Here is a 25,183-nt window from a genome sequence, read left to right as displayed (position 1 = left end):
CGGCGCGGGAAGATCAGAACGCTTGCCTGACCCAAGCCTCGTCGAACAGCAGCCGATAGGCCCATGGGATCGTCACGTTGGCGGCGACCGGGTTCGAATGGGCGAGATAGTCGTCATAGATCGGCTTCATCCTGACGTAGAAGGCGGGATCGAGCACCATCATGCCGTTCTCTGAATCGTGGAAGAAGCTGCGGTTGTTGAGATTGACCGAGGAGATGGCGACCAGCCTTTCGTCGATCATCATGATCTTGGAATGCAGCACCACGTCGGGCGCCTTGAACTCGCGGATGTTGATGCGGTCGCCATATTTCTCGACGAACAGCTTGTTGAGCGCAGTGAGGAACCTGCCGCCAATGTCGCCCTTGAGGTCGATGCGGCCGACAATGTCGATCTTGACGCCGCGGGCGAGCGCCCGGTCGAAGGCCTGGGCGAGGCTCGGCGTCAGATTGAGGTAGGGGTTTACGATCTGGATATGGTGTTGGGCGGCGTCGACCAGTTCGACGAAATAGTCCTCCAGCGCATGGTCGTCCTCATAGGGCACGGAAATGAAATGCCGGGCATTGCCCCGCGGGCGGCCATCTCCACGGACCGGGATTGAGAAGGGGCGCGCCAGATTGGTGTCGGCGTCGCGCAACCATATCGTCGACAGATGCGCGGCGAGCGTCTCGACCGTCGCCCTGTCGGCGAACTCGATGTCGAAGTCGCTCCAGTTCGAATAGTAGTTCAGCGAAAAGCCGTCGGTCTTGCCGTATTGCTGCAGGTCCGGATAGCGCGACAGGTCGATCGGACTGTGGAACAGGAAACCGTCATGGATGTTGCGGCCGCCGATGATGACGCGCGAGCGCGCAGGGTCCAAAGCCAGCGTCGCCAGTATCTTGATATGATGGGTCTTGTGCATCTGTGAGATCTGCTCGTCGATCGGCGCGCCGTGATAGGCGCGCCAGCGGTATTCCTGCAATTCGACATTGGGGAACTCCGCCGCCAGCCGGTGCAGCATGGCGTCGTCCTTTTCGCGCTCCAGCACGTCCGTGACCAGAATGCGCACCTTGGTGCCAAGGGCGGCATGATGGCGGATCAGCCGCTCGATGATGCGGCCGGAAAAGTCGGCCTTGAATTCGAGCGACGACAGATAGATCAGCTTCAGCCTGGGCGCCCTGGAGAAATCGAGAGGCAGTTCCGGGTCGCCTTTGTCTATTGCCGCATCGGAAAGCGGTGCGCCCATCAGCGCCTCGACCTTGGCGTTGAAGCCGTCGCGCGACTTGCGCAGCAGCCGAGGCTCGCCGATTGGCAGGGCGCAGGTCTGCGACAGCCAGCGGCTGGCATAGAAGGCACGCTCAAGCGCGTCGAGGCCGGCGCTGTCGGGGACCGGGCAGCGCTCGTAGCGGCTGTCGAAGCTGGCGAGTGAGGGATCCGCGGCCTCTTCGCGCCGGATGGTGAGCGGCGCGCCGGCCGGGGCAAGGCTGGAGCGGACCCTTGCCGTGCAGCGGTTCAGGCTGTCGCTTGGAAACAGGCTGACCGTGTCGTCCTCACCCGACAGGCGGAAGCGAAATGCCGCGCCGACGGCGATGGTGCGCGCGGCGCCGGCGGCGCGGATCGCCAACGCGCCGTCGCAAGTAGCCTCGATCTCAGCCGGCTGCTCGCCGGCCTGGCGCACGACGATCTCGGTACTGCGCGCCTGCAGGCCGGAGAAATCGAAACTCTTGGGTGACGAGGGCCGTGCGGCCGCATCGATGTAGAGGGTCTGCCGCGACACCCGCCAGCGTCCGTTGAAATGGCCTTCGCCGCTGCCGCCATTGGCCGGCGGCAGATGCGTCCTTGCGAGTGGTTCGGCCAGTTGCTGCAGCTTCGAATAGGTCGCCTGAAAGTCGCTGTTCCGCACGTCGCGGCGGTTGCGCCCGAACGGGCCGGTGCCGTTGGCGCGGTCCATGGCGCCGAGCTGATTGTGGGCGAGCAGCGCCAGGAAGCGCCTTTCGTAGTCGCTGGCGCCGGCGTCGTCAAAAAACTGCGACGCGGCGACCTGCGGCCCAGGCATGCTTGCTGACAGCCAGGGCCGCGCACAGGCCGCCTCTCCCAGCAGGAGATCGCAGGAATCGCGGCCTGTTCCGGCACAACCGGCAAGGGCGATCAGCCCGAACAGGGCAAGGATGACAAATGCGTGGCGATTCACCCGGTGGCTCCGGCCTTCATGACGCTCAACTGAGCCGGGTCGCGCGGCGGCATGAAGCCTTGGGGAAACACCTTGCAGACGGGAATGACGAAGGTAGCGATCAGCAATTCCGCCTCGCCGCGCATCTTGCGTGGCGCCGTGTTGTCATCACGGATCGCCCTGGCGGAGGCGACGAGCGCGCCGTCGCAATCGCAATGATCGTGGCGCGCGATGTAGCAGGCGTCGTGGGTCCGGCACACCGCGTCGAGGCGGTCGACCGGCCGGGCCGACAGATCGCCGGTGCGGGTGCCGGGGCCGCAATAATTGCCGAAGACGAAAGGCGAGGGGCGCGCCATGGCGTAGCGGATCGGCTTGGGCAATTCGGCTTGCGGCACTTTTGCCCACGGGTTGGCGCAGGCCGAAACGAAAATCAGCGGCAGGATGGCAAGAACGGCTCGCATGTCTATCCGCGCCAGCTTTCTGAACGATTTTCCCACCCGGCGACCTGCCCGTGGCCGGCGCTGCATGCCTGATGCCACAGTGGCCGGTTTTGTGGCAAGGAAAAGGCGTCGCCTATTGACCGATCCTGATATATCGTGGCGGCACAATCTGCCTATGGCGCTACCTGCGCCTCACATTCGCGAGCGGTGATGCGTATCTGCTTCCTGGTTACGGCCGTCGGATTTCTATTCTGCGCAACAGCGGCCAATGCCGCCGACAAGACCGTCCACGACCGGGAAAATGGGTTCGCACTAACCTTTCCACCGGAATGGATCAATGAGCCGCCTTCCGGGGAAGCGATGCGGCTGAGCGTGCAATCCCCCGATCGGGCCCTTACCTGCATGGTGTCGACGTCGCTTTACGATGCATCCGCACCGGATTCTCCGTCCGATCCGAGCAAGTTCATCGAGGGCTGGTCCATGGAAACATGGAAGATGATGATGGGCAAATCGTTCAGCACAGCCGATTTCAGCAATGACAAGCTTGCAAGGTTTCCCGACGGCTACCCTGTGCGACTTGCCGATCTGGATTTTACGGTTGTCGACAACGGTGTTCGCGTGCACGGCCATTCCAGATTTGCGTTCTCGTTGCGGGGAGCGCGCTATGGCTATGTCAATTGCAGCGTGATGAGCGAGAGCGCCGAGCAGGTGGAGCAGATGTGGGCGCCACTGGCGGACAAGGCCGAGCATGTCGTGAATTCGTTCGTTCTCGACCCACCTTGAACAGCGCATCGCGTCTGCCGGTTTGCGAAATCAGGCAAAGAGGCCCCGCTCCCGTTCCACCGCCTTGGTGATGAAACCGGCGACGATCTGGATGCGGCGCAGCGGCCTGACCGATTCGTGATAGACCAGCCAGTAGGCGCGGCGGATGGGCGCCACCACGTCGACAGCCACCAGTTCCGGCATCGACCGCGCGACGAAGGTGTGCAGGATGCCGATGCCGGCGCCCGAGCGCACCGCTTCGGCCTGGCCGAGCGCCGAGGAGATGGCGAAGCTGGTGCGCCAGTCCGCGCTGAATTCGGCCGCGTAGTCGAGCGAAGGGCTGACGATGAGATCGGGTACATAGCCGATGAGTGTGTGCCGGCCGAGTTCGGCTGCGGTTTTGGGCAGGCCATTGGCATCGGCATAGGCGCGCGAGGCAAACAGGCCCAGCGAATAATCGACCAGCTTTCCCGCCACCAGCCGGCCCTCGGTCGGCCGCTCGACGGTGATGGCGATGTCGGCCTCGCGTCGGGACAGGGAGAAGGAGCGCGGCACCGGCACGAGCTGGATCGTCAGTTCGCGATGCAGCGCGGTCAGTTCGCCGAGGCGCCTGGCCAGGAAGGCGACGCCGAACCCGTCCGGCGCGCCGATGCGCACGGTGCCGGAGATATCGTCGCCTTCGCCTGATATGGTCGAGCGCGCGGCGATCATGTCGCTCTCCATGCGCTCGGCAATATCAAGGAATCGCTCGCCGGCCGGCGTCAGTTCGCTGCCGGTGGTCAGCCGGCGGAAGAGCTTCGTGCGCAGCGCTTCCTCGAGCGCTGCGATGCGGCGCGAGACTGTGGCGTGGTTCAGCTCCAGCCGCCGGGCGGCGCCGAGGATCTGGCCGGCGCGTGCCACGGCGAGAAAGATGCGGACGTCATCCCAGTTCATGGGAATCCCCAGGAGATATCTTGTCGTAAGTCATTTGCGAGAATTGATGCTCGCCCGTCAACCGATATCTAATTTTCGCACAACGGTTGCGTTCTCCCTCGCGTTGCCTTCGCCACCGCAAAGGCGGACAATGCGCCATCACAAACAAGGGAGAGATATCATGATCGAATACGGTCATTTCATCGGCGGGAAGCGTGTCGCCGGCACCAGCGGCCGCAAGCAGGACGTCATGCAGCCGATGGACGGCTCCGTGCGCGGCACGGTGGCGCTGGCCTCGCAAGCGGAACTGCGCGCGGCGGTCGAGAATGCCAAGGCGGCGCAGCCGAAATGGGCCGCCACCAACCCGCAGCGCCGCGTGCGCGTTCTGATGAAATTCCTCGAACTGGTCGCCCGCGACTATGACGAACTAGCCGACATACTGGCACGCGAGCACGGCAAGACCATCGCCGACGCCAAGGGCGACATTCAGCGCGGCCTGGAGGTGGTCGAAGTCTGCATCGGTGCGCCGCACATGATGAAGGGCGAATTCACCGATGGCGCCGGCCCCGGCATCGACGTCTATTCGATGCGCCAGCCGCTCGGCGTCGTCGCCGGCATCACGCCGTTCAATTTCCCGGCGATGATCCCGCTGTGGAAGATCGCGCCGGCGATCGCCTGCGGCAATGCCTTCATTCTGAAACCGTCGGAGCGTGATCCGGGCGTGCCGATCCGCATCGCCGAACTGTTACTCGAGGCCGGCCTGCCCGCCGGCATTCTCAACGTCGTCAACGGCGACAAGGAAGTCGTCGACGCCATCCTCGACGATCCCGACATCAAGGCCGTCGGCTTTGTCGGCTCGACGCCGATCGCCCACTACATCTATTCGCGCGGCACCGCGGCGGGCAAGCGGGTGCAGTGCTTCGGCGGCGCCAAGAACCACATGATCATCATGCCCGACGCCGACATGGACCAGACCGTCGACGCGCTGATCGGCGCCGGCTACGGCTCGGCCGGCGAGCGCTGCATGGCGATCTCGGTGGCTGTCCCGGTCGGCAACGACACTGCCAACCGGCTGATGGAAAAGCTGGTGCCGCGCGTCGAGAGCCTGAAGGTCGGCCCGTCGACGGATTCGGCCGCCGATTTCGGCCCGCTGGTGACGGCTCAGGCGCTGGAGCGCGTGAAAGGTTACGTCGATACCGGCGTCAAGGAAGGCGCCACGCTGGTCGTCGATGGCCGCGGCTTCAAGATGCAGGGCTATGAGAACGGCTACTATATGGGCGGCTGCTTGTTCGACAACGTCACGGCGGACATGCGCATCTACAAGGAAGAAATCTTCGGGCCGGTGCTCTCGGTGGTTCGTGCTCCGACCTATGAGAGCGCGATCAAGCTCGCCAACGACCATGAGATGGGCAATGGCGTCGCCATCTTCACCCGCGACGGCGACGCCGCGCGTGACTTTGCAAGCCGTGTCCAGGTCGGCATGGTCGGCGTCAACGTGCCGATCCCGGTGCCGATCGCCTATTACACGTTCGGCGGCTGGAAGGCGTCGTCCTTCGGCGACCTCAACCAGCACGGCCCGGACGCCTTCCGCTTCTACACCAAGACCAAGACGGTGACCTCGCGCTGGCCGTCCGGCATCAAGGACGGTGCGGAATTCGTCATCCCGACGATGAACTGAGCTGACGGTTTTCTTGCTTGCGCGCCTCTCGCCCTCGGCGGCGGGCGCGCGGCAACATATCCGACATCGAAGGCCCGGGCTGCATGCCCGGGCCTTTTCGTTGTGGTCGCGGCGTTATCCGCCAAATCGCTAATGTGATGGAACCAAGCGGGCGCCATACGTCTTACGCTGTATCCTGCAGCGCTTGCAGGCCAATCAACAGCGCCGGTAGCAGCTGGGGTTTTGCGTCTGGCGCAGGGAGGTCTCAGATGACACGAGGTCTTGTGGCGACGATGATCTTGATGTCGCTTGCGATATCAGCCGGTGCGGCGCAGGCGAATGCGGCTGGACAATGCGCACCGCGGGCCGATCTGATCAAGGCACTTGGCGAGAAGTTCCATGAGATCGAGGCCGGGCGTGGCCTGATCAATTCCAGCGTGGTTCTCGAGGTCTTTGTTTCCGAGCAAGGCAGTTGGACCGTTCTGGCCTCCGATACCAAGGGCCAGAGCTGCATACTGTCCGTCGGTGAAGGCTGGGACAGTACAATGATGAAAGCGGCCCTGCCGGGTGCTTGAGCGACCCGGCGCGTTCGCGGCCCCTCGGCAGGTCACGCCGTGACGGCAGGCCCTTTTTGCAGCGGCCTGAGTGTGGCTTGTTTTCAGATCGGGGCCTCACCATATCGATTCCAGGGAAATGATAAAATTCCCTGACGACAGACCGGAAACCAGAAGGAGTGACGTGATGAAGACGTCGAACCCGGCCTGGAGCGTTCTGGTGTATTGAGGCTGCCCCATGTGCCTCCCTTTGCCGGAACGCCAAGGCGAAGGAGGTGCCAAATGGCACACAAATTTTCGTTTCGATGGATCAGGATAGCCGCGATCGGCGCCGTGCTGGCGTTGTGGACGCTATCGGCGCAGGCGCAATTTATCTGCGGCGGCCACAGTGACCTTGTCACGGGACTGGCGCAGGCCTTTGAACAAAAGCAGATCGGCTACGGTGTGGTCGGGCAATCCGCCATTGTGGAGATCTATGTCTCGGCAAGCGGGACCTGGTCGATGCTGGTGACCGACGTGCAGGGTCGAAGCTGCATTTTCGCGACCGGTGAGGGATGGGAGAATACCGCCATCGCCGCCGCGCGAGGGATTTGATCGCCCGATCAGCGTGTCGCGGCGACCTCGGCATGGCCGCGCAGCAGCGCCATCAGCCGCTTGGCATCCTTGGCGGCTGCATCCTCGTCGCCGTCGAGGATCGAGCGGATCAGCGCGACGTGATGCTCGGCTGACTCGGCGAGGCCCGTGTCCGCCTTGTAGCGGAACCAGAAGCGGCGGCTGTGGGTCTGCAGCGGCGCCGCCAGCCGCGCGGCGAAGGGGTTGTCGGCGGCCATCGCCAGCGCCTCGTCGAGCGCCTTGTCGGCCTGGATGAAGGCAAGCACATTGCCCGAGATGACCGCCTTCTGCATGGCGAGCGCCGCCTCGTGAAACAGGTCGGCCGCCTCGCGGGTGACGAAGCGGGCGGCCGAACGGGCCAGCACCACCTCGACACCGCGCCGGGCGTCGAGCACGCGCAGCCAGTCGCCGGGATGCAGCGGCGCGATCGCGATGCCGGCGCGCGGCCTGACATCAAGCAGCCCTTCCCAGGCCAGCCGCTGGATCGCCTCGCGCACCGGCGTGCGGCCGAGGTCCAGCTTCTCGATAAGCGCCCCCTCGGTGACAAAGCTCGACGGCGCCAGTTCCAGCGTAACGATCATATGCTCGAGCACGCGATAGGCCCTGGCCGCCGCCGGCCCGGAGGTCATAGTTGCTTCCATGGATATCAAAGGCGATCTCCTGATATATTCAAAATATATCATAACGGATTCCGCATTGACAGCGAGTTTCTTAACAGATATACGACTGATATATCAGATGGAGACACGACTATGTGGACCGGAGTTTTCCCCGCCGTCACGACCAAATTCACCGCCGACGACCGGCTCGACCATGCCGAAATGGAGCGCTGCTTCGGCCTGCAGATGGAGGCCGGTTGCGATGGCATCATCGCATGCGGCTCGCTTGGCGAAGGGCCGATGCTGTCGCCTGACGAGAAGATCGAGGTGCTGAAGACAGCGCAGAAAGTCGCCGGCAAGAAGCCGGTACTGCTGACCGTCAATGAGGCGGGCACCCGTGAGGCCGCCGCTATTGCCAGGCGCGCCGCCAGGGAAGGCGCCGATGGCCTGATGGTGGTGCCGAGCCCGATCTACCACACCAATGCGGAAGAGACCGTCGCCGCGCTGCGCGCGGTCGCCGAGGCTGGCGACCTGCCGGTCATGATCTACTCCAACCGGCTCGCCTATCGCGTCGACGTCACCGTCGACCAGATGGAGGAGTTGGCGTCGGACAAGCGCTTCGTCGCCATCAAGGAATCCTCCGACGATATCAGGCGCTCGACGGAGATCATCAACCGGCTTGGCGACCGCTACGATCTGTTCACCGGTGTCGACAATCTTGCTTTCGAGGCGCTGTCGGTCGGCGCCATCGGCTGGGTGGCCGGCCTGGTCACCGCCTTCCCGCGCGAAACCGTCGCCATCTTCCAGCTGATGAAGCAGGGCCGCCGCGAGGAGGCGCTCGCCATCTACCGCTGGTTCCGGCCACTGCTCGACCTCGACGTCTCGACCTATCTGGTACAGAACATCAAGCTTGCCGAAGTGCTGGCAATCGATACCAATGACCGCGTGCGCATGCCGCGCCAGCCGCTGTCGGGCGAGCGCCGCAAGGCGGTCGAGAAGATCATACGGGATGCGCTGGCGGCGCGGCCGAAGCTGCCTTCGCTCCAGACGTCTCCGCTATCGGCGGACAGACTGGTGGCAGCCGAATAAGGGACAGCATCGACGTGCCAGGAAATCCCAAATCCCCGGAACAGGAGCAGCGCTCCGCCACTGGGGCACCTTCTCCGCGTGAACGGGGAGAAGGGAAAGATATCGCCATTGTCGGCGGTGGCATTATCGGCATCTGTGCCGCCGCCTTCCTCGCCGAGGCGGGGCGCGGCGTAACGATCTTCGACCGCACCGGCATCTGCGAGGAGACGAGCTCCGGCAATGCGGCCGCCTTCGCCTTTTCGGACGTGCTGCCGCTGGCGCACAAGGGCATGATCAAGCACCTGCCGAAATGGCTGGCCGATCCGCTCGGCCCGCTCGGCATTCCGCCCGCCTACCTGCCGCGGCTTCTGCCGTGGCTGATCCGCTTCTGGCGCGCCGGCGAAATACGAAGCCAGCCTCGCCGCCCAGGCCGGCATGATGAAGCTCGCCGAAACCGAATGGATGGGGCTGCTCGATCGTTGCGGCGCGCGGCCGATGCTGCGCGAGGACGGCTCGCTGGAGCTCTACGAGAGCGAAGCCGAGTTCCAAGCCTCGCTGTCGGGCTGGGCCGCGCGCGAGCGCTTCGGCATCGGCTTTCGCCATGTCGAGGGCGAAGGCCTGGCGGGTCTGCAGCCGGGCCTGTCCCCGCGCTTCATCAAGGGCACCTTCGTGCCGGGCTGGAAGACGGTCGCCGATCCAAAGCTGCTCGGCAAGGCGGTGTGGGCTTACGCCGAGGCCAGGGGTGCCCGCTTCGAAAGGGCTGGGATCGACCGGATCGCGGCGGACCAGCATGGCGCGACGCTGACGCTGGCCGACGGCACGACCAGGCAGGCAAGGCACCTGATCGTCGCCGCCGGCGCCTGGTCGCACCTCCTGGCACAGCAGCTTGGCGACCGCATTCCGCTGGAGACCGAGCGCGGCTACAACACGACGCTGCCCAAAAGCGCCTTCGATGTGAAGCGGCAGCTGATCTTCTCCGGCCATGGCTTCGTCATCACGCCGCTGGAGACGGGCCTGCGCGTCGGCGGCGCGGTCGAACTCGGCGGCATAGAGCGGCCGCCCAATTTCAACAGATCGAAGGCGCTCCTGCAGAAGGCGCAGCAGTTCCTGCCCGGGCTCAATCCCTCGGGCGGGCGCGAATGGATGGGGTTCCGGCCCTCGCTACCGGATTCGGTGCCCGTCATCGGCAAGGCATCGGGAAGCCGGCCGGTCGTCTATGCCTTCGGCCACGGCCATCTCGGCCTGACCCAGGCCGCGGCGACCGGACGGTTGATCCGGGAAATCATCCTGGGGCAGGTTGCGTCTGTTGATCTCGCCCCCTTCAGTCCACAACGGTTTTGAATTTTCGAGGAACGACATGGCCAAGAAATCCTTCTTCTGCATCGACGGCCACACATGCGGCAATCCGGTGCGGCTGGTCGCCGGCGGCGGCCCGCTGCTCGAGGGCTCGACGATGATGGAACGGCGCGCGCATTTCCTCGCCGAATATGACTGGATCCGCACCGGGCTGATGTTCGAGCCGCGCGGCCATGACGTGATGTCGGGTTCGATCCTCTATCCGCCGACGCGCGAGGATTGCGACATCGCCATTCTGTTCATCGAGACCTCCGGCTGCCTGCCGATGTGCGGCCACGGCACCATCGGCACGGTGACGATGGCCATCGAACACGGGCTGATCAAGCCGAAGACGCCGGGTGTGCTGAGGCTCGATACGCCAGCCGGGCTGGTCATCGCCGAATACAAACAGGTCGGCGAATATGTCGAGGAGGTGCGCATCACCAATGTGCCGTCGTTCCTCCATGCCGAAGGTTTGACGGTCGAATGTCCCGGGCTCGGCGAGATCACCGTCGATGTCGCCTATGGCGGCAATTTCTACGCCATCGTCGAGCCGCAGGAGAACTACCTCGACATGGCGGATCATTCCGCCGGCGACCTCATCGCCTGGAGCCCGGTGGTGCGGCAGCGCCTCAACGAGAAGTATTCCTTCGTGCATCCGGAGAACCCCGGCATCAACAGGCTGTCGCACATGTTGTGGACCGGCAAGCCGACGGTGGAAGGGGCCGACGCCCGCAACGCCGTATTCTATGGCGACAAGGCGATCGACCGCTCACCGTGCGGCACCGGCACCTCGGCGCGCATGGCGCAGCTCCATGCCAAGGGCAAGCTCAAGGCAGGCGACGCCTTCGTGCATGAATCGATCATCGGTTCGCTGTTCAAGGGCAAGGTCGAAAAGGAGATCACCGTGGCGGGCAGACCGGCGATCATTCCTTCGATCGGCGGCTGGGCGCGGATGACCGGACTGAACACGATCTTCATCGACGACCGCGATCCGTTCGCGCATGGTTTCGTGGTCAAGTGAGGAGAATCCTGACGCCGCGGAAAGGAGTGTGACGAAAAGACCAACCTTGTCAGGAACGCAACGATTCCTCTTGTCACCTAATTTTGACGATGATTTCTTCGAAACGGGGCGCATGATACGGCCGAATCGTCAAAGACATTGCGTTATGCCAATGATAGGGTCCGCGATAGTCCAGGGGTCGGGTGCAGAAAACGGGCGGTCGGAACGACGTGAATCGGAAACACGCGGGGCGGTCAAAAAAATCACGTTGCAATCCGGGCTCGAAACTTTACGACTAGGGGAAATACGAAAAGGAATGCGTCTGCATGGGCGACATTCCAGGGGAGCCACGTACACATGCAGTATTTTGTCCAGCAGCTTATCAACGGGCTGACGCTGGGATCGATCTATGGGCTGATCGCAATCGGCTACACGATGGTCTACGGCATCATCGGCATGATCAACTTCGCCCATGGCGACATTTTCATGGTGGGCGCCTTCACGGCGCTGATCGTCTTCCTCATCCTCGGCGCGCTGTTCTATTCGGTGCCCGTGGTCATCGCTCTGCTGGTCATGATGATCGTGGCGATGCTGCTGACCAGCCTCTACAACTGGACGATCGAGAAGGTGGCCTACCGGCCGCTGCGCGGTTCGTTCCGGCTGGCGCCGCTGATCACCGCCATCGGCATGTCGATCGCGCTGTCGAACTTCGTCCAGGTGACGCAAGGTCCGCGCAACAAGCCGATCCCGCCGATGGTCAGCCAAGTCTACAACATCGACGGCGTCAGCGTGTCGCTGAAGCAGATCATCATCGTCATCGTCACCGCGCTGCTCCTGGTGGTGTTCTGGTACCTGGTCAACAGGACCTCGCTTGGCCGGGCGCAACGCGCCTGCGAGCAGGATCGCAAGATGGCCGCACTGCTCGGCATCGACGTCGACCGCACCATCTCGATCACCTTCATCATGGGTGCCTCGCTTGCCGCCGTCGCCGGTACGCTGTTCCTGATGTACTATGGCGTGGTGGCTTTCTCCGACGGTTTTGTGCCGGGTGTGAAGGCATTTACCGCGGCGGTGCTTGGCGGCATCGGCTCGTTGCCGGGCGCCGTGCTCGGCGGGCTGCTGATCGGCTTCATCGAGAGCATGTGGTCGGCCTATTTCTCGATCGACTACAAGGACGTCGCGGCGTTCTCGATCCTGGCCATCGTGCTGATCTTCCTGCCTTCCGGCATATTGGGCCGGCCTGAAGTCGAAAAGGTCTGAGATCATGGCCGTGACCGTATCTCGCGAGAGCGACAGCGTCGCCACCCCCACCCAACGCGCGCTTAAGGAAGCGTTCTATGCCGGCGCCATCGCGCTTGGCCTGTTCGTGCTGTTCATCGGGCTGAAGACCGGTCAGAACATGTCCAATGAACTGGTCCTGACTCAGCGCTGGGGCCTGCTCGCCGCCGTGGTGATCGCCACGGCCGTCGGCCGTTTCCTCTATGTCGCCTATGGCCAGCCCTTCATGGCCAACCAAAAGATCGCCAACGTCGCCACCGGCCTGTTGCCGGCCAGCGTGGGGTCACGGTTCTTCACGCTGCCGGCCTTCATCGTGGCTGTCGTCGCGGCGGTGCTGCTGTTCGTGTTCAACAGCTCCCTCGCCGGATGGGTGGGAGCAGAACCGGCCGGCTATCTGCAATTCCTGCGCGCCCTGGCGGTCATCTATCTGCTGGCTTGCGTGATCTACTACTTCCGCGCCTTCATCCATGCCAACTTCACCAAATTGGGCATCACCGCGCTGGTGCTGTACCCGATCCTCGTGGTCGCGGTGCTGTCGCTGAACGCATGGTCGATTGCTGGAGGGCTGCAGGGCTCGCTGAAATGGGTCGACAATTTCGGCATCCAGATCCTGATCTATGTGATGCTGGCCTGGGGACTGAACATCGTCGTTGGCCTCGCCGGCCTGCTCGACCTCGGTTACGTCGCCTTTTATGCACTTGGCGCCTATGCCTATGCGCTTCTTGCCACGCATTACGGCCTGTCGTTCTGGATCCTGCTGCCGGCCGCGGGCTGCATGGCCGCCCTGTGGGGGGTGCTGCTCGGCTTCCCCGTGCTGCGCCTGCGTGGCGATTATCTGGCGATCGTGACGCTCGCCTTCGGCGAGATCATCCGCCTGGTGCTGATCAACTGGCGCGACGTCACCAACGGGTCGGCTGGTATCTCCGGCATTCCCAAGGTTTCCTTCTTCGGCCTGATGACCTTCAACGTGTCGGACCCCAACTACATTGCCAAGGTTCTGCATCTGGCGACATCGAGCGCCTACTACAAGATCTTCCTCTACTATCTGATCCTCGGCCTGTGCCTGCTTACCGCCTTCGTCACCATCAGGCTGCGCCGTCTGCCGGTCGGCCGCGCCTGGGAAGCCTTGCGTGAGGACGAGATCGCCTGCCGCTCGCTCGGCATCAACACCACCACCACCAAGCTGACCGCCTTCGCCACCGGCGCCATGTTCGGTGGCTTCGCCGGCTCGTTCTTCGCCGCGCGGCAAGGCTTCGTCAGCCCGGAATCCTTCGTTTTCCTGGAATCGGCCATCATCCTCGCCATCGTCGTTCTCGGCGGCATGGGCTCGCTGGTCGGCATCGCGGTCGCCGCGATGGTGATGATCGGCGGCACCGAGGCGCTGCGCGAACTCGATTTCCTCAAGCAGATCTTCGGGCCGGACTTCACCCCCGAACTCTACCGCATGCTTCTGTTCGGCATGGCCATGGTCATCGTCATGCTGTGGAAGCCGCGCGGCTTCGTCGGCAGTCGTGAACCGACCGCCTTCCTCAAAGAGCGAAGGGCTGTCTCAAGCTCCTTCACCAAGGAGGGCCACGGCTGATGAACGCGACCACGCAAATGAACGACGCCATCCTGCAGGTCGAACATCTGTCGATGAAGTTCGGCGGGCTGGTCGCCATCGGCGACCTCTCCTTCACAGCCAGACGCGGCGAGATCACGGCGCTGATCGGGCCTAACGGCGCCGGCAAGACCACCGTGTTCAACTGCATCACCGGCTTCTACAAGCCGTCCGAAGGCATGATCACGCTCAACCGTTCCGACGGCTCGACCTATCTCTTGGAACGGCTGCCCAACCATGAGATCCCGGCGCGCGCCAAGGGGGCGCGCACCTTCCAGAACATCCGCCTGTTCTCGGGCATGACGCTGCTGGAGAACCTTCTGGTTGCCCAGCACAACAAGCTGATGAAGGCCTCGGGCTATACGGTGCTCGGCCTGTTCGGCTTCAGCGGTTACCGCAAGGCATCGGCAGAGTCGATGGACCTGGCCAGGCATTGGCTGGAGAAGGCCGATCTCGTCGATCGCGCCGACGATCCGGCCGGCGATCTGCCCTATGGCGCGCAGCGGCGCCTCGAGATCGCGCGTGCCATGTGCACGGGTCCGGAACTTCTGTGCCTCGACGAGCCGGCGGCCGGCCTCAACCCGAAGGAATCGGCGGCACTCAACGAGCTCTTGATGGACATCAAGAACAACACCGGCACCTCGATCCTGCTGATCGAGCACGACATGTCGGTGGTCATGCAGATTTCCGACCATGTCGTGGTGCTGGAGTATGGCCGCAAGATCTCCGACGGCAATCCGCAGTCGGTGCGCACCGATCCACGCGTCATCGCCGCCTATCTCGGCGTCGACGACGAGGAGGTCGAGACCGTGCTGACCGAGGTCGGCGACGAGGACGTCATCGAGCAGCTCGACATTGGGCCGGATGCCGCACATGGCCCGGGGACATCGTCGTCATACCTGGCCGGACCCGTGACCGACACCGTCGGACACAGCGATGGCGAGCGCGTCACGGTGTCGAAAGGCGCCTCGAAGGCGGCACAGGTCGATGCCCGCGCGGCTACCGTGGCGAGTAAACCCGTCGCAAAACCGGCCGCGCCGGCCAAGCCGGCGGCGAAAGCGGCACCGAAGAAAACGGCCGCCAAGGCGCCCGCGGCAACGGCCGAAGGCATTTCGAACCGCCTCGCTGCCCCTCGTGGCGGCAAGGCCGACAACCTGACCCGCATCAAGGGCATCGGTACGGTCAACGAGAAGAAGCTCAACGACCACGGCATCTTCCACTTCGACCAGATCGGCGCCTGGAAGAAGGCCGATGTCGAGGCTGCCGAAGCCTATCTCGCCTTTGACGGACGCATTGCGCGCGAGGAATGGGTCAAGCAGGCCAAGCTGCTCGGTCAGGGCAAAGACACGGAATTCTCGCGCCGCGTCGACGCCGGCAAGGTGGCGACCAGCCATGCTTCCGCCAAGACTACCGGTGCGGCCAAGCCTGTGTCGGGCAAGCGTGGAGGGGGCAAATAATGGCCAGGACAACGCTGCTCGATATCAAGGGCGTGGAGACCTATTACGGCAACATCCGGGCGCTGAACGGCGTCGATGTCACCGTCAAGGAGGGCGAGATCGTGGCGCTGATCGGCGCCAACGGCGCCGGCAAATCGACGCTGATGATGACCATTTTCGGCGCTCCCCGCGCCCGCACGGGGACCATCACCTTCGCCGGCACCGACATCACCCAGTTGCCGACGCACGAGATCGCCCGCATGCGCATCGCCCAGTCACCCGAAGGCCGGCGCATCTTCCCGCGCATGACGGTGATGGAAAACCTGCAGATGGGCGCCAGCCTCGACAACCTCAAACACTATGACGAGGACGTCGAGAAGGTGTTCGCGCTGTTCCCGCGGCTCAAGGAGCGCATCGCGCAGCGCGGCGGCACGCTGTCGGGCGGCGAGCAGCAGATGCTGTCGATTGGACGCGCGCTGATGGCGCGGCCGAAGCTGCTTCTGCTCGACGAGCCGTCGCTGGGCCTGGCGCCACTGATCGTCAAGCAGATCTTCGATGCCATCCGCGAGCTGAACCGCACGCAAGGGCTGACCGTGTTCCTGGTCGAGCAGAACGCGTTCGGCGCGCTGAAGCTCGCCACGCGCGGCTACGTCATGGTCAACGGCAATGTGACGATGAGCGGCACCGGCAAGGAACTGCTCGCCAATCCGGAAGTGCGCGCCGCCTATCTCGAAGGCGGACATCACTGAGTTTGGAGCGGAATGTGCATCCGGTATCCCGCTCCAACTTGTTTGTTTGTCGCATGATCCTTGTCCGAAAAGTCTGCAACTTTTCGGGATCATGCTAGGGAGACTTCATCATGCAGGGCATTCTCTATGAGGAACCCTCGATCTGGCAGTTCTTCTTCGTCACCTGTCTGCTCGGCGGCTGGGCGGCCTGGATGACTGGCAAGGCTAGCGCCCAGACATGGCGCTCCTTCATCCAGCTTTTCGCCTATCTGCTGGGTCTCGGCATCGGCATCCGCTTCATCCATCACGCGCTGTTCGACGGCACGATGTTCTCGCTGCAGTACTATATCGTCGACACCATCGTGCTGATGATATTGGGCTTCGTCGGCTATCAATACACACGAACCAACCAGATGGTCACACAGTATAATTGGCTCTACGAAAGAGCTTCAATCTTGAGCTGGAAACCGAAAGGTTGACGTTCATCATTAACGCCGGGTCAGGGATGAATCGGCGTGACAAGTGCCTGAAAATCGGCAAACTATGCTTTCTGCGATAAGGGTGGGCATCGCATGAAAGCTTCATCCACGCCCACTCCGTTAATGGGAGCGTTTAAATGAAAAAGTCACTTTTGTCCGCCGTCGCCCTGACCGCGCTTGTCGCGTTCGGCGGCAACGCGTGGGCTGATGTAATGTTCGGCGTTGCCGGTCCGATCACCGGTCCGAATGCGGCCTTCGGCGCACAGCTGCAGAAGGGCGCAGAGGCGGCGGTCGCCGCGATCAATGCCAAGGGCGGCATCAACGGCGAGCAGATCAAGCTCGAAGTCGGCGACGACGTCTCCGACCCGAAGCAAGGCATCTCGGTCGCCAACAAGTTCGTCGGCGACGGCGTCAAGTTCGTGATCGGCCACTTCAACTCGGGCGTCTCGATCCCGGCCTCGGAAGTCTACGCCGAAAACAACATCGTCGAGATCACGCCGGCCGCGACCAACCCGAAGTTCACCGAGCGCGGTCTGTGGAACGTGTTCCGCACCTGCGGACGCGACGATCAGCAGGGCAGCATCGCCGGCGCTTACATCGCCGCGAACTTCAAGGATGCCAAGGTCGCCGTCGTGCACGACAAGACCCCTTATGGCCAGGGCCTCGCCGATGAAACCAAGAAGGCGATGAACGCCGCGGGCGTCAAGGAAGTGATGTATGAAGGCGTCAATGTCGGCGACAAGGACTTCTCGGCGCTCATCGCCAAGATGAAGGAAGCCGGCGTCACCCTGATCTACTGGGGCGGCCTGCATACCGAAGCCGGCCTGATCATCCGCCAGTCGGCGGACCAGGGCCTCAAGGCGCCGATGATGTCGGGTGACGGCATCGTGACGGACGAACTCGCCGCGATCGCGGGCGACGCCGTCGCCGGCACGCTCAACACGTTCGGTCCCGATCCGCGCCTGATCCCGGCCAACAAGGAACTCGTCGAGAAGTTCCGCGCGCAGGGCTTCGAGCCGGAAGCCTACACGCTCTACGCCTACGCCGCCGTGCAGGTGGTCGCCGAGGCGGCCGCTGCCGCCAAGACGAACGACCCGCAGGCCGTCGCCAAGGCGATGCATGAAAGCGGCCCGTTCCCGACCGTGCTGGGCGATCTTGCCTATGACGCCAAGGGCGACCCGAAGCTGCCGGGCTACATCATGTACGAGTGGAAGAAGAAGGACGACGGCAAGTATTCCTGGTTCCCGAAATAAGCTGCTCTGGCAGGTCTGAAATCCAAGATGCCCGGCGCGACGCGCCGGGCATTTTCTTTTGGTGCGTTCGGGTCGGCGATGATCTTTCTTGCCGGCACCTCTCAGGCGGAGAGATCGCATCCAGGATCGAAATTGTCGTCATTGTTCCGTCCGTTCGGGCCAAGGCATGCGAGTGTTGGCCGGATAATTGATTTAAATCGGTTTAAACCGGCGTTGATTTTGTTTGCACTGCAGCATTTTCACGCTAATCATTGCACCGATTTCCCGTCCCTGCCGCTGCTGGAGCCCAGTCCTTGGCCATCACGAAGATCCTCGTCGCCAACCGGTCAGAAATCGCCATCCGCGTCTTTCGCGCGGCCAATGAGTTGGGCCTCAAAACCGTGGCGATCTGGGCCGAGGAAGACAAATATTCGTTGCACCGCTTCAAGGCCGACGAGAGCTACCAGGTCGGGCGTGGTCCGCATCTCGCCAAGGATATGGGGCCGATCGAGAGCTATCTGTCGATCGAGGAGGTGATCCGCGTCGCCAGGCTTTCCGGCGCCGATGCCATCCATCCCGGCTATGGGCTCCTGTCCGAAAGCCCCGAATTCGCCGAAGCCTGCGCGCAAGCGGGCATCACCTTCATCGGGCCGAAGCCGGACACGATGCGCCGTCTCGGCAACAAGGTCGCGGCGCGCAATCTCGCCATTGAGGTCGGCGTGCCGGTCATTCCCGCCACCGATCCGTTGCCGGACGATATGGAGGCGGTCAAGAAACTGGCCAAGGAGATCGGCTATCCGGTGATGCTGAAGGCCTCGTGGGGTGGCGGTGGGCGCGGCATGCGCGCCATCCGTTCCGAGGCCGATCTCGCCCGAGAGGTCACGGAAGGCAAGCGCGAGGCGAAGGCCGCCTTCGGCAAGGACGAGGTCTATCTCGAAAAGCTGATCGAGCGCGCCCGCCATGTCGAGGTGCAGGTGCTTGGCGACACGCATGGCAATGCCGTGCACCTGTTCGAGCGCGACTGCTCGATCCAGCGCCGCAACCAGAAGGTCGTCGAGCGGGCGCCGGCGCCCTATCTCGAAATGGCGCAGCGCGAGGAGCTTTGCGGCCACGCGCTGAAGATCGCGCGCGAGACCAGTTATATCGGCGCCGGCACGGTCGAGTTCCTGCAGGATGCCGATACCGGAAAATTCTATTTCATCGAGGTCAACCCGCGCATCCAGGTCGAGCATACCGTCACCGAACAGGTGACCGGCATCGACATCGTCAAGGCGCAGATCCACATCCTCGACGGCTTCGCCATCGGCACACCGCAATCGGGCGTGCCGGCGCAGAAGGACGTCAGGCTCAACGGCCACGCCTTGCAGTGCCGCATCACCACCGAGGATCCCGAGCACAATTTCATTCCGGACTATGGCCGCATCACCGCCTACCGCGGCGCCACCGGCTTCGGCATCCGGCTGGATGGCGGCACTGCCTATTCCGGCGCGGTCATCACTCGCTTCTACGATCCGCTGCTGGAGAAGGTGACGGCGTGGGCACCGACGCCGGCCGAGACGATTGCCCGCATGAACCGGGCGCTTCGCGAATTCCGCATCCGCGGCGTCGCCACCAACCTCACCTTCCTCGAAGCGATCATCAACCACCCGAGCTTCGCCGACAATTCCTATACGACGAAGTTCATCGATACGACGCCGGAACTGTTCCAGCAGGTCAAGCGGCAGGACCGCGCGACCAAGCTGCTCAACTATCTGGCCGATGTCAGCGTCAACGGCCACCCCGAGACGCGCGGCCGGCCGATGCCGAAAGCCGATGCGGCGGCACCGGTGGTGCCCTACCTCAATGGCAATGTGCCGGGCGGCAGCAAGCAGAAGCTGGACGTGCTCGGTCCTGAGAGATTCGCCGGCTGGATGCGCGAGCAAAGGCAAGTTCTGGTCACCGACACGACGATGCGCGACGGCCACCAGTCGCTGCTGGCGACACGCATGCGCACGCATGACATTGCCAATATTGCCGGCACCTATGCCCGCGCCCTGCCGCAGCTTCTGTCGCTCGAATGCTGGGGCGGCGCGACCTTCGACGTCGCCATGCGCTTCCTCACCGAGGATCCTTGGGAGCGGCTGTCGCTGGTCCGCGAGGCGGCGCCCAACCTGTTGCTGCAAATGCTGCTGCGCGGCGCCAACGGCGTCGGCTACACCAACTATCCCGACAATGTCGTGCAGCATTTCGTCAAGCAGGCGGCTGCCGGCGGTATCGACCTGTTCCGCGTCTTCGATTGCCTGAACTGGGTCGAGAACATGCGCGTCGCCATGGACGCGGTCGGGGCCGAAGGCAAGCTGATCGAAGCGGCGATGTGCTACACCGGCGACATTCTCGATCCGGCGCGGGCCAAATACGATCTGAAATACTATGTCGGCCTGGCCGGGGAATTGCAGGCCGCCGGCGCCCATATCATCGCCGTCAAGGACATGGCGGGTCTGTTGAAGCCGGCCGCCGCCCGCGTGCTGTTCAGGGCGCTGCGCGAGGCGACCGACCTGCCGATCCATTTCCACACCCACGACACGTCTGGCCTGTCGGCGGCGACCGTGCTGGCGGCGGTGGAGAGTGGCGTCGACGCCATAGACGCGGCGATGGATGCCTTCTCCGGCAACACGTCGCAGCCTTGCCTGGGCTCGATCGTCGAGGCGCTGAAGGGCACCGAGCGCGACCCCGGCCTCGACCCGCAATGGATCCGCAAGATCTCGTTCTACTGGGAAGCGGTGCGCAACCAGTACGCTGCCTTCGAAAGCGATCTCAAGGGGCCGGCCTCGGAAGTCTATCTGCATGAAATGCCGGGCGGACAGTTCACCAACCTCAAGGAACAGGCGCGCTCGCTCGGGCTGGAAACGCGCTGGCACGAGGTGGCGCAGACCTATCATGACGTCAATCTGATGTTCGGCGACATCGTCAAGGTGACACCGTCATCCAAGGTCGTCGGCGACATGGCTCTGATGATGGTCAGCCAGGACCTCACCGTCGCCGATGTCGAGAACCCGGCCAGGGATATCGCCTTCCCTGACTCGGTCGTCTCGATGCTGCGCGGCGATCTCGGCCAGTCGCCCGGCGGTTGGCCGGCGGCGCTGCAGAAGAAGGCGCTGAAAGGCGACAGGCCGATCACGGCGCGGCCTGGCTCGCTGCTGAAGCCCGCCGATCTCAAGGCCAGCCGCAAGGAGATCGAGGAGAAGCTGGAGCGCAAGCTCTCGGAATACGAATTCGCCTCCTGGCTGATGTATCCGAAGGTGTTCACCGACTTCGCCGGCGCGCAAGAGACCTACGGCCCGGTCAGCGTCCTGCCGACGCCGACCTATTTTTACGGCATGAAGTCCGAAGACGAGATCTTCATCGACATCGAGAAGGGCAAGACGCTGGTCGTGCGGTGCCTCGCCATCGGCGATGTCGACGAGAAGGGCTTGGTCACCGTGTTCTTCGAGCTCAACGGCCAGCCGCGGCGCGTGAAGGTGCCGGACCGGGCGCATGGCGCCTCCGCCGCCAAGGCGCGCCGCAAGGCCGAGCCTGGCAACGAGGCGCATGTCGGCGCGCCGATGCCGGGCGTGGTCTCCGCGCTTTCGGTCGTCACCGGCCAGGCGGTGAAGGCCGGCGACGTGCTGCTCTCCATCGAGGCGATGAAGATGGAAACGGCGCTGCATGCCGAGCGCGACGGCACCGTCGCCGAGGTGCTGGTCAAGGCCGGCGACCAGATCGATGCCAAGGATCTGCTGATCGCCTTCGCTTGAGAAGCGGCAAAGGGCGGGCAGGCTGTCGGCTTCTGTCGGCAACCCCCATGCCTTGTTCGATAACAGCTTGACCCGCCGCCGCCGGTCGGGCATCGAACCGGCTCAAATTTGCCGCCGTCTTTCGCCGAGTCGCGGCGCCGAACCCTTTTGGAGAAAAACATGGCCGACGATATCACCGAGACCAGCCAGACTGTTGCCGCCGGCCAGCTGCGTGCCTTCATCGAGCGCATCGAGCGGCTCGAGGAAGAGAAGAAGACGATCGCCGACGACATCAAGGAAGTGTTCGCCGAGGCCAAGGGCACCGGTTTCGACACCAAGGCGATGCGCACCATCATCCGCCTGCGCAAGAAGGACCAGGCCGAGCGCCAGGAAGAGGATGCGATCCTCGATCTGTACATGGCCGCGCTCGGCATGGTGTAAGGCGCGTGGCCGGAAACCGGCCATGAGTGGTTTGACGTCGGCGGCCGCCGCGCCTCGGCCAGCGATGGCGGTGGCGTCACATGAGCAGGCCGGGCGGCTCAGGATGACGAAATCGATCCTGGCCGCCGCGTGAAGCCGAGGCCCCTCGATTTCGGATCGGCATATCGAGGGCGGAGCGCATCTAAATTTGGACCGCTGCTTAAAGCGCGTCGCGATCCTTCGGGTTCGCTCCATGCGCTTTAGGTTTTGATTTTACGCATGTCTTTATCCCGAAACCGGTGCCCACTTTCGGGAGACATGCTTGGTCGCCTGCAGCTCAGTGGTCACCTGCCGCAAAGTTTTCCCTGCCAACCGAGAACACCAAGGCCGTTGCCTCGCGGACTGTGAGCAAGTCTTGAAAGTTGTGCGCGGATAAACGCTCTTCGCGCCGGCGCTGTGCTCCGCTACAACGGAGCCGAGGGATGTTCTCCACAAAAGACTGGTCGTTCAGCACACGGGGTTTAAATCCAAACGAACCGTCTTCGGCGGCGTCGCATCACCGAGAGCGATGCCCACGCTTACGCAGGACTTGTCGATGAACGAGACCGTCGTTGAAATCCGAAGATATTCCGGGGAGGTCGAGAGGCACCAGCATGACTATCCCCAAGTGGTCCTACCGGTTTCCGGAGCACTCGAAATCGATCTGGGGCACCGTTCAGGACGGGTTTCGGGCAGCACTGGCGTCTTTGTTTCTGCCGGTTGCCAGCACGCGTTCTACGCCAAACAAACGGGCTCTTTCGTCGTACTCGACCTGCCGTCCCGCCTCGGCATCCGGGAGCCGGATGAAGACATACCCGCATTTTTTGCGATCGGCCGGGAGGTTCACGGCCTGATCGACTACATGGCGGTGCTGGCGACATCGCAGGAGCTTTCCGCCTCGCTTCGACACGCCTGGTCCACATTGCTGCTGGATCGCATCGCTCCTGCAAGGGATCGTCCGGATCGAGCAGAGCTTGCTGTCAGAAGAGCCACGGCGTTCATGCAACGAAAGCTTGCCGACCCAATCCGCATTGCGGATATCGCGGAAGCGGCAGGGATGAGCCCAACCCGTCTGCATGAAGCCTTCACCAGACGGCGCGCGACCACGCCGCACGCGCATTTGGTTGCGATGCGCCTCGATGCGGCTGAACGGCTGCTTGCCGATCCGCGCCTTTCCATCGCGGATATCGCGATTTTCAGTGGTCACTCTGACCAGAGCGCCTTGACGCGCGCAATGCGGCGGGAGCGAAACTCAACCCCGGCCGAAATTCGCCGAAATCTGCTCGGAAGAACGGGAGGAAAAGCCTAAAATCCGGAAGGTTTTGCCGAGATATCGGCCTCGCGCGGCGCTACGGATACGGAAATTACGCGTGTGTGAGGATCACCGATATGGATTTGACTCGTTTCAAAGCGCTGACATTCGATGTCTATGGCACGCTCATCGACTGGGAAACCGGCATCTGGAACGCGCTTCAGCCGCTTTTGAGCATGGCAAATCGCGAAATCAGCCGAAACGAAGCGTTGGAAACCTATGGGGAAATAGAGACGCGGCAGCAAGCCGAGACTCCTTCCTTGCACTACAGAACACTGTTGGCGGCAGTGCACGCAAGGCTGGCTCGACATTGGGAGATCACCGCGCAGGCTGATCTGCATGAACGTTTCGGCACCTCGGTGCCCGATTGGCCCGCCTTTCCGGATTCCAGGGAGGCGCTGGCCTATCTGAAACAGCACTTCCGTTTGGTCGTATTGTCCAATGTCGACGGCCAGAGTTTCGCGGCTTCAAACCGCAAGCTCGGTGTGAGCTTCGATGCCGTTTACACGGCGGAAGACATAGGCAGCTACAAGCCGGATCTGGGCAACTTCCGTTTCCTGTTCGGCAGGCTGAAGCAGGATCTGGGCATTCAGCAGGACGAAGTCCTTCATGTGGCCCAGAGTCTGTTTCATGATCATGCGCCGGCAGAGAGCATCGGGCTCGCCAGCGTTTGGATCGACCGCAGGTTTGGGATGGAGGGGTCAGGTGCAACGAAGCGGCCTCTTGCCCAGCCGAAGGTCGGAGGTCATTTTCCAACCTTGGCAGACTTTGCCGCTATGCATCGCGCAGCGAAGGAGAAGCATTGATCCCGTTCGCCAGATACGGGCGACGAGATCTGACGGTACACGCCGTCCTCGGCCGCGACCAAATGCGGCGTCTGCCGCATTGGCTGTCCTGGCGTTTTCTGCGCCTGCGTTGCGTGCGGACCCAAATGTCCGCTACGCTACGTTCTCAAAACGCCACCATATGACTCGCCAGAACGAATTTCGAAACAGCCTCGGGCAGCGGGGCAGCCGGCCATGAACGAATTCGACTTCGGTGGCCGCCGTGCCTCGGAGTTCCGCCATCGCGGCTTCTGGGCGCTGTTCGCCGAGCGGCATCCGCAAGAAAGAGCCACGCTTGCAAGGCGGGGGCCGTGGTTCTGGCAGCGCGGGCTGCCGGATTTCGCTTTGGTGCTTTCGATGTATGTCGCGCCGGCGCAGAACCAAGTCGGCGTCTTCTTCGGGCGCAACGAAAAGTTCGGCGCCACGGAGTCCTGGTCGCGGCTGAAGCCTTTCCAGCCGGCGATCGAGGCCAGGCTGAAGCTCAAGCCCGAACAGAGTTGCCAGGGTCTCGGCATCAACTCGGTGTGGCGGGTGAACTGCTACGCCGAAGACAACTGGCCGGCCATGACCGACTGGCTGGTGAGGGAGTGCACACGCTTCGAAGAGGCCGTGACCGACGTTCTGGGGCAGGGGTGACGCGTCGGCGATGACGGACTTTTTCCGTACGCGCTGGAGGGGTGAAGCGCCGCTCGACCGGCTGTTCTGGCGCGACATGCTGCTCGTCGGGACGATCTTGAGCATCGCCTCTTCGGCGCTGGCGCTGATCCTGCTTGGATTGAAGCTGCCGCTCTGGCTGGTGCTGGTGGTGCATTTCCTCCCCGTTCCCTACAATATCTTCCTCACCATCGCCGTCTGGCGGACGGTGGAGAAGGGCGGCGGCCCGAAGGCGCAGCTGATGATGTTGGGTGCGGCGCTCTGGCTGATCGCGACGGTCGTGGCATGAGCCAAACGAAAAAGGGCGGCTGAAGCCGCCCTTTGCGAAGTCTTTTCCGAGG

Annotated in this window: 22 protein-coding genes and 1 pseudogene; 19 read left to right on the top strand and 4 right to left on the bottom strand. The window is 63.2% G+C overall.

The features are described 5' to 3' along the window. Window positions 1-13: 13 nt before the first annotated feature. Window positions 14-2,167: a phosphatidylserine/phosphatidylglycerophosphate/cardiolipin synthase family protein gene (locus tag FJV80_RS17225; protein ID WP_142877011.1), complete on the bottom strand. Its 2,154-nt coding sequence runs from the start codon at window positions 2,165-2,167 to the stop codon at window positions 14-16. Next, window positions 2,164-2,607: a hypothetical protein gene (locus tag FJV80_RS17220; RefSeq protein ID WP_142877010.1), complete on the bottom strand. Its 444-nt coding sequence runs from the start codon at window positions 2,605-2,607 to the stop codon at window positions 2,164-2,166. The genes FJV80_RS17225 and FJV80_RS17220 overlap by 4 nt, the downstream gene beginning before the upstream one ends. Window positions 2,608-2,796: 189 nt before the next feature. Here FJV80_RS17220 and FJV80_RS17215 point away from each other — a divergent pair, with 189 nt between their 5' ends. Next, a complete protein-coding gene (locus tag FJV80_RS17215; protein WP_142877009.1) occupies window positions 2,797-3,369 on the top strand; it encodes a hypothetical protein in 573 nt (190 codons plus the stop codon). A gap of 30 nt (window positions 3,370-3,399) precedes the next feature. Here FJV80_RS17215 and FJV80_RS17210 read toward each other — a convergent pair whose 3' ends face one another. Next, a complete protein-coding gene (locus FJV80_RS17210) occupies window positions 3,400-4,281 on the bottom strand; it encodes a LysR family transcriptional regulator (RefSeq protein ID WP_095772003.1) in 882 nt (293 codons plus the stop codon). A 160-nt stretch (window positions 4,282-4,441) separates the two neighbouring features. Here FJV80_RS17210 and FJV80_RS17205 point away from each other — a divergent pair, with 160 nt between their 5' ends. The 3 genes from FJV80_RS17205 (at window position 4,442) to FJV80_RS17195 (ending at window position 7,065) form a co-directional block, all read left to right on the top strand. Next, on the top strand, window positions 4,442-5,938 hold the full coding sequence (locus tag FJV80_RS17205; protein ID WP_142877008.1) for a CoA-acylating methylmalonate-semialdehyde dehydrogenase: 1,497 nt from the start codon (window positions 4,442-4,444) through the stop codon (window positions 5,936-5,938). Between the two features lie 248 nt (window positions 5,939-6,186). After that, entirely contained in the window at window positions 6,187-6,492 is a 306-nt protein-coding gene (locus FJV80_RS17200; protein WP_095772005.1) for a hypothetical protein, read from the top strand. Between the two features lie 261 nt (window positions 6,493-6,753). Then, window positions 6,754-7,065, top strand: coding sequence for a hypothetical protein (locus FJV80_RS17195; protein WP_095772006.1), 312 nt, complete (start codon window positions 6,754-6,756; stop codon window positions 7,063-7,065). Window positions 7,066-7,073: 8 nt separating this feature from the next. On the opposite strand, the gene FJV80_RS17190 is transcribed toward FJV80_RS17195, so the two are convergent. Next, entirely contained in the window at window positions 7,074-7,766 is a 693-nt protein-coding gene (locus FJV80_RS17190) for a GntR family transcriptional regulator (protein WP_185975226.1), read from the bottom strand. A 69-nt stretch (window positions 7,767-7,835) separates the two neighbouring features. On the opposite strand from FJV80_RS17190, the gene FJV80_RS17185 reads away from it, so the two are divergent. The 15 genes and pseudogenes from FJV80_RS17185 (at window position 7,836) to FJV80_RS17115 (ending at window position 25,131) form a co-directional block, all read left to right on the top strand. Beyond that, entirely contained in the window at window positions 7,836-8,771 is a 936-nt protein-coding gene (locus tag FJV80_RS17185) for a dihydrodipicolinate synthase family protein (RefSeq protein ID WP_095772007.1), read from the top strand. Between the two features lie 101 nt (window positions 8,772-8,872). Beyond that, a pseudogene (locus FJV80_RS17180) lies at window positions 8,873-10,091 on the top strand (FAD-binding oxidoreductase). Window positions 10,092-10,107: 16 nt separating this feature from the next. Then, window positions 10,108-11,109 carry a 4-hydroxyproline epimerase gene (locus FJV80_RS17175; RefSeq protein WP_095789926.1) on the top strand — a complete coding sequence of 334 codons (1,002 nt, stop codon included), beginning with the start codon at window positions 10,108-10,110 and terminating at the stop codon, window positions 11,107-11,109. 336 nt (window positions 11,110-11,445) lie between these two features. Then, a complete protein-coding gene (locus tag FJV80_RS17170) occupies window positions 11,446-12,348 on the top strand; it encodes a branched-chain amino acid ABC transporter permease LivH (protein ID WP_095772009.1) in 903 nt (300 codons plus the stop codon). A 4-nt stretch (window positions 12,349-12,352) separates the two neighbouring features. Next, entirely contained in the window at window positions 12,353-13,948 is a 1,596-nt protein-coding gene (gene livM / locus FJV80_RS17165; RefSeq protein ID WP_095789925.1) for a high-affinity branched-chain amino acid ABC transporter permease LivM, read from the top strand. Continuing rightward, complete coding sequence (locus tag FJV80_RS17160) at window positions 13,948-15,423, top strand: ATP-binding cassette domain-containing protein (protein WP_142877006.1); 1,476 nt, start codon at window positions 13,948-13,950, stop codon at window positions 15,421-15,423. Before livM ends, FJV80_RS17160 begins: the two co-directional genes overlap by 1 nt. Further along, complete coding sequence (locus tag FJV80_RS17155) at window positions 15,423-16,151, top strand: ABC transporter ATP-binding protein (protein WP_095772012.1); 729 nt, start codon at window positions 15,423-15,425, stop codon at window positions 16,149-16,151. Before FJV80_RS17160 ends, FJV80_RS17155 begins: the two co-directional genes overlap by 1 nt. Before the next feature lie 110 nt (window positions 16,152-16,261). Then, on the top strand, window positions 16,262-16,609 hold the full coding sequence (locus tag FJV80_RS17150; RefSeq protein WP_010912085.1) for a DUF6867 family protein: 348 nt from the start codon (window positions 16,262-16,264) through the stop codon (window positions 16,607-16,609). A gap of 137 nt (window positions 16,610-16,746) precedes the next feature. Further along, the gene (locus FJV80_RS17145; RefSeq protein WP_095789923.1) at window positions 16,747-17,862 is read left to right on the top strand and encodes a branched-chain amino acid ABC transporter substrate-binding protein; all 1,116 of its coding nucleotides are present in this window, start codon (window positions 16,747-16,749) and stop codon (window positions 17,860-17,862) included. Between the two features lie 293 nt (window positions 17,863-18,155). Continuing rightward, window positions 18,156-21,614, top strand: coding sequence for a pyruvate carboxylase (pyc, locus tag FJV80_RS17140; protein WP_142877005.1), 3,459 nt, complete (start codon window positions 18,156-18,158; stop codon window positions 21,612-21,614). Window positions 21,615-21,773: 159 nt separating this feature from the next. Beyond that, window positions 21,774-22,034 carry a DUF2312 domain-containing protein gene (locus tag FJV80_RS17135; RefSeq protein ID WP_095772329.1) on the top strand — a complete coding sequence of 87 codons (261 nt, stop codon included), beginning with the start codon at window positions 21,774-21,776 and terminating at the stop codon, window positions 22,032-22,034. Between the two features lie 574 nt (window positions 22,035-22,608). After that, the gene (locus tag FJV80_RS17130; protein ID WP_142877004.1) at window positions 22,609-23,361 is read left to right on the top strand and encodes an AraC family transcriptional regulator; all 753 of its coding nucleotides are present in this window, start codon (window positions 22,609-22,611) and stop codon (window positions 23,359-23,361) included. An 80-nt stretch (window positions 23,362-23,441) separates the two neighbouring features. Continuing rightward, window positions 23,442-24,170: a haloacid dehalogenase type II gene (locus FJV80_RS17125; RefSeq protein WP_142877003.1), complete on the top strand. Its 729-nt coding sequence runs from the start codon at window positions 23,442-23,444 to the stop codon at window positions 24,168-24,170. 213 nt (window positions 24,171-24,383) lie between these two features. Beyond that, a complete protein-coding gene (locus tag FJV80_RS17120) occupies window positions 24,384-24,824 on the top strand; it encodes a hypothetical protein (protein WP_095772016.1) in 441 nt (146 codons plus the stop codon). A 10-nt stretch (window positions 24,825-24,834) separates the two neighbouring features. After that, window positions 24,835-25,131 carry a hypothetical protein gene (locus FJV80_RS17115; RefSeq protein ID WP_142877002.1) on the top strand — a complete coding sequence of 99 codons (297 nt, stop codon included), beginning with the start codon at window positions 24,835-24,837 and terminating at the stop codon, window positions 25,129-25,131. Window positions 25,132-25,183 lie beyond the last annotated feature (52 nt).

This window comes from Mesorhizobium sp. WSM4310 (genome assembly GCF_007003935.1).
GTDB lineage: Bacteria > Pseudomonadota > Alphaproteobacteria > Rhizobiales > Rhizobiaceae > Mesorhizobium.
This window is presented reverse-complemented; position numbering and strand designations above follow the sequence as displayed.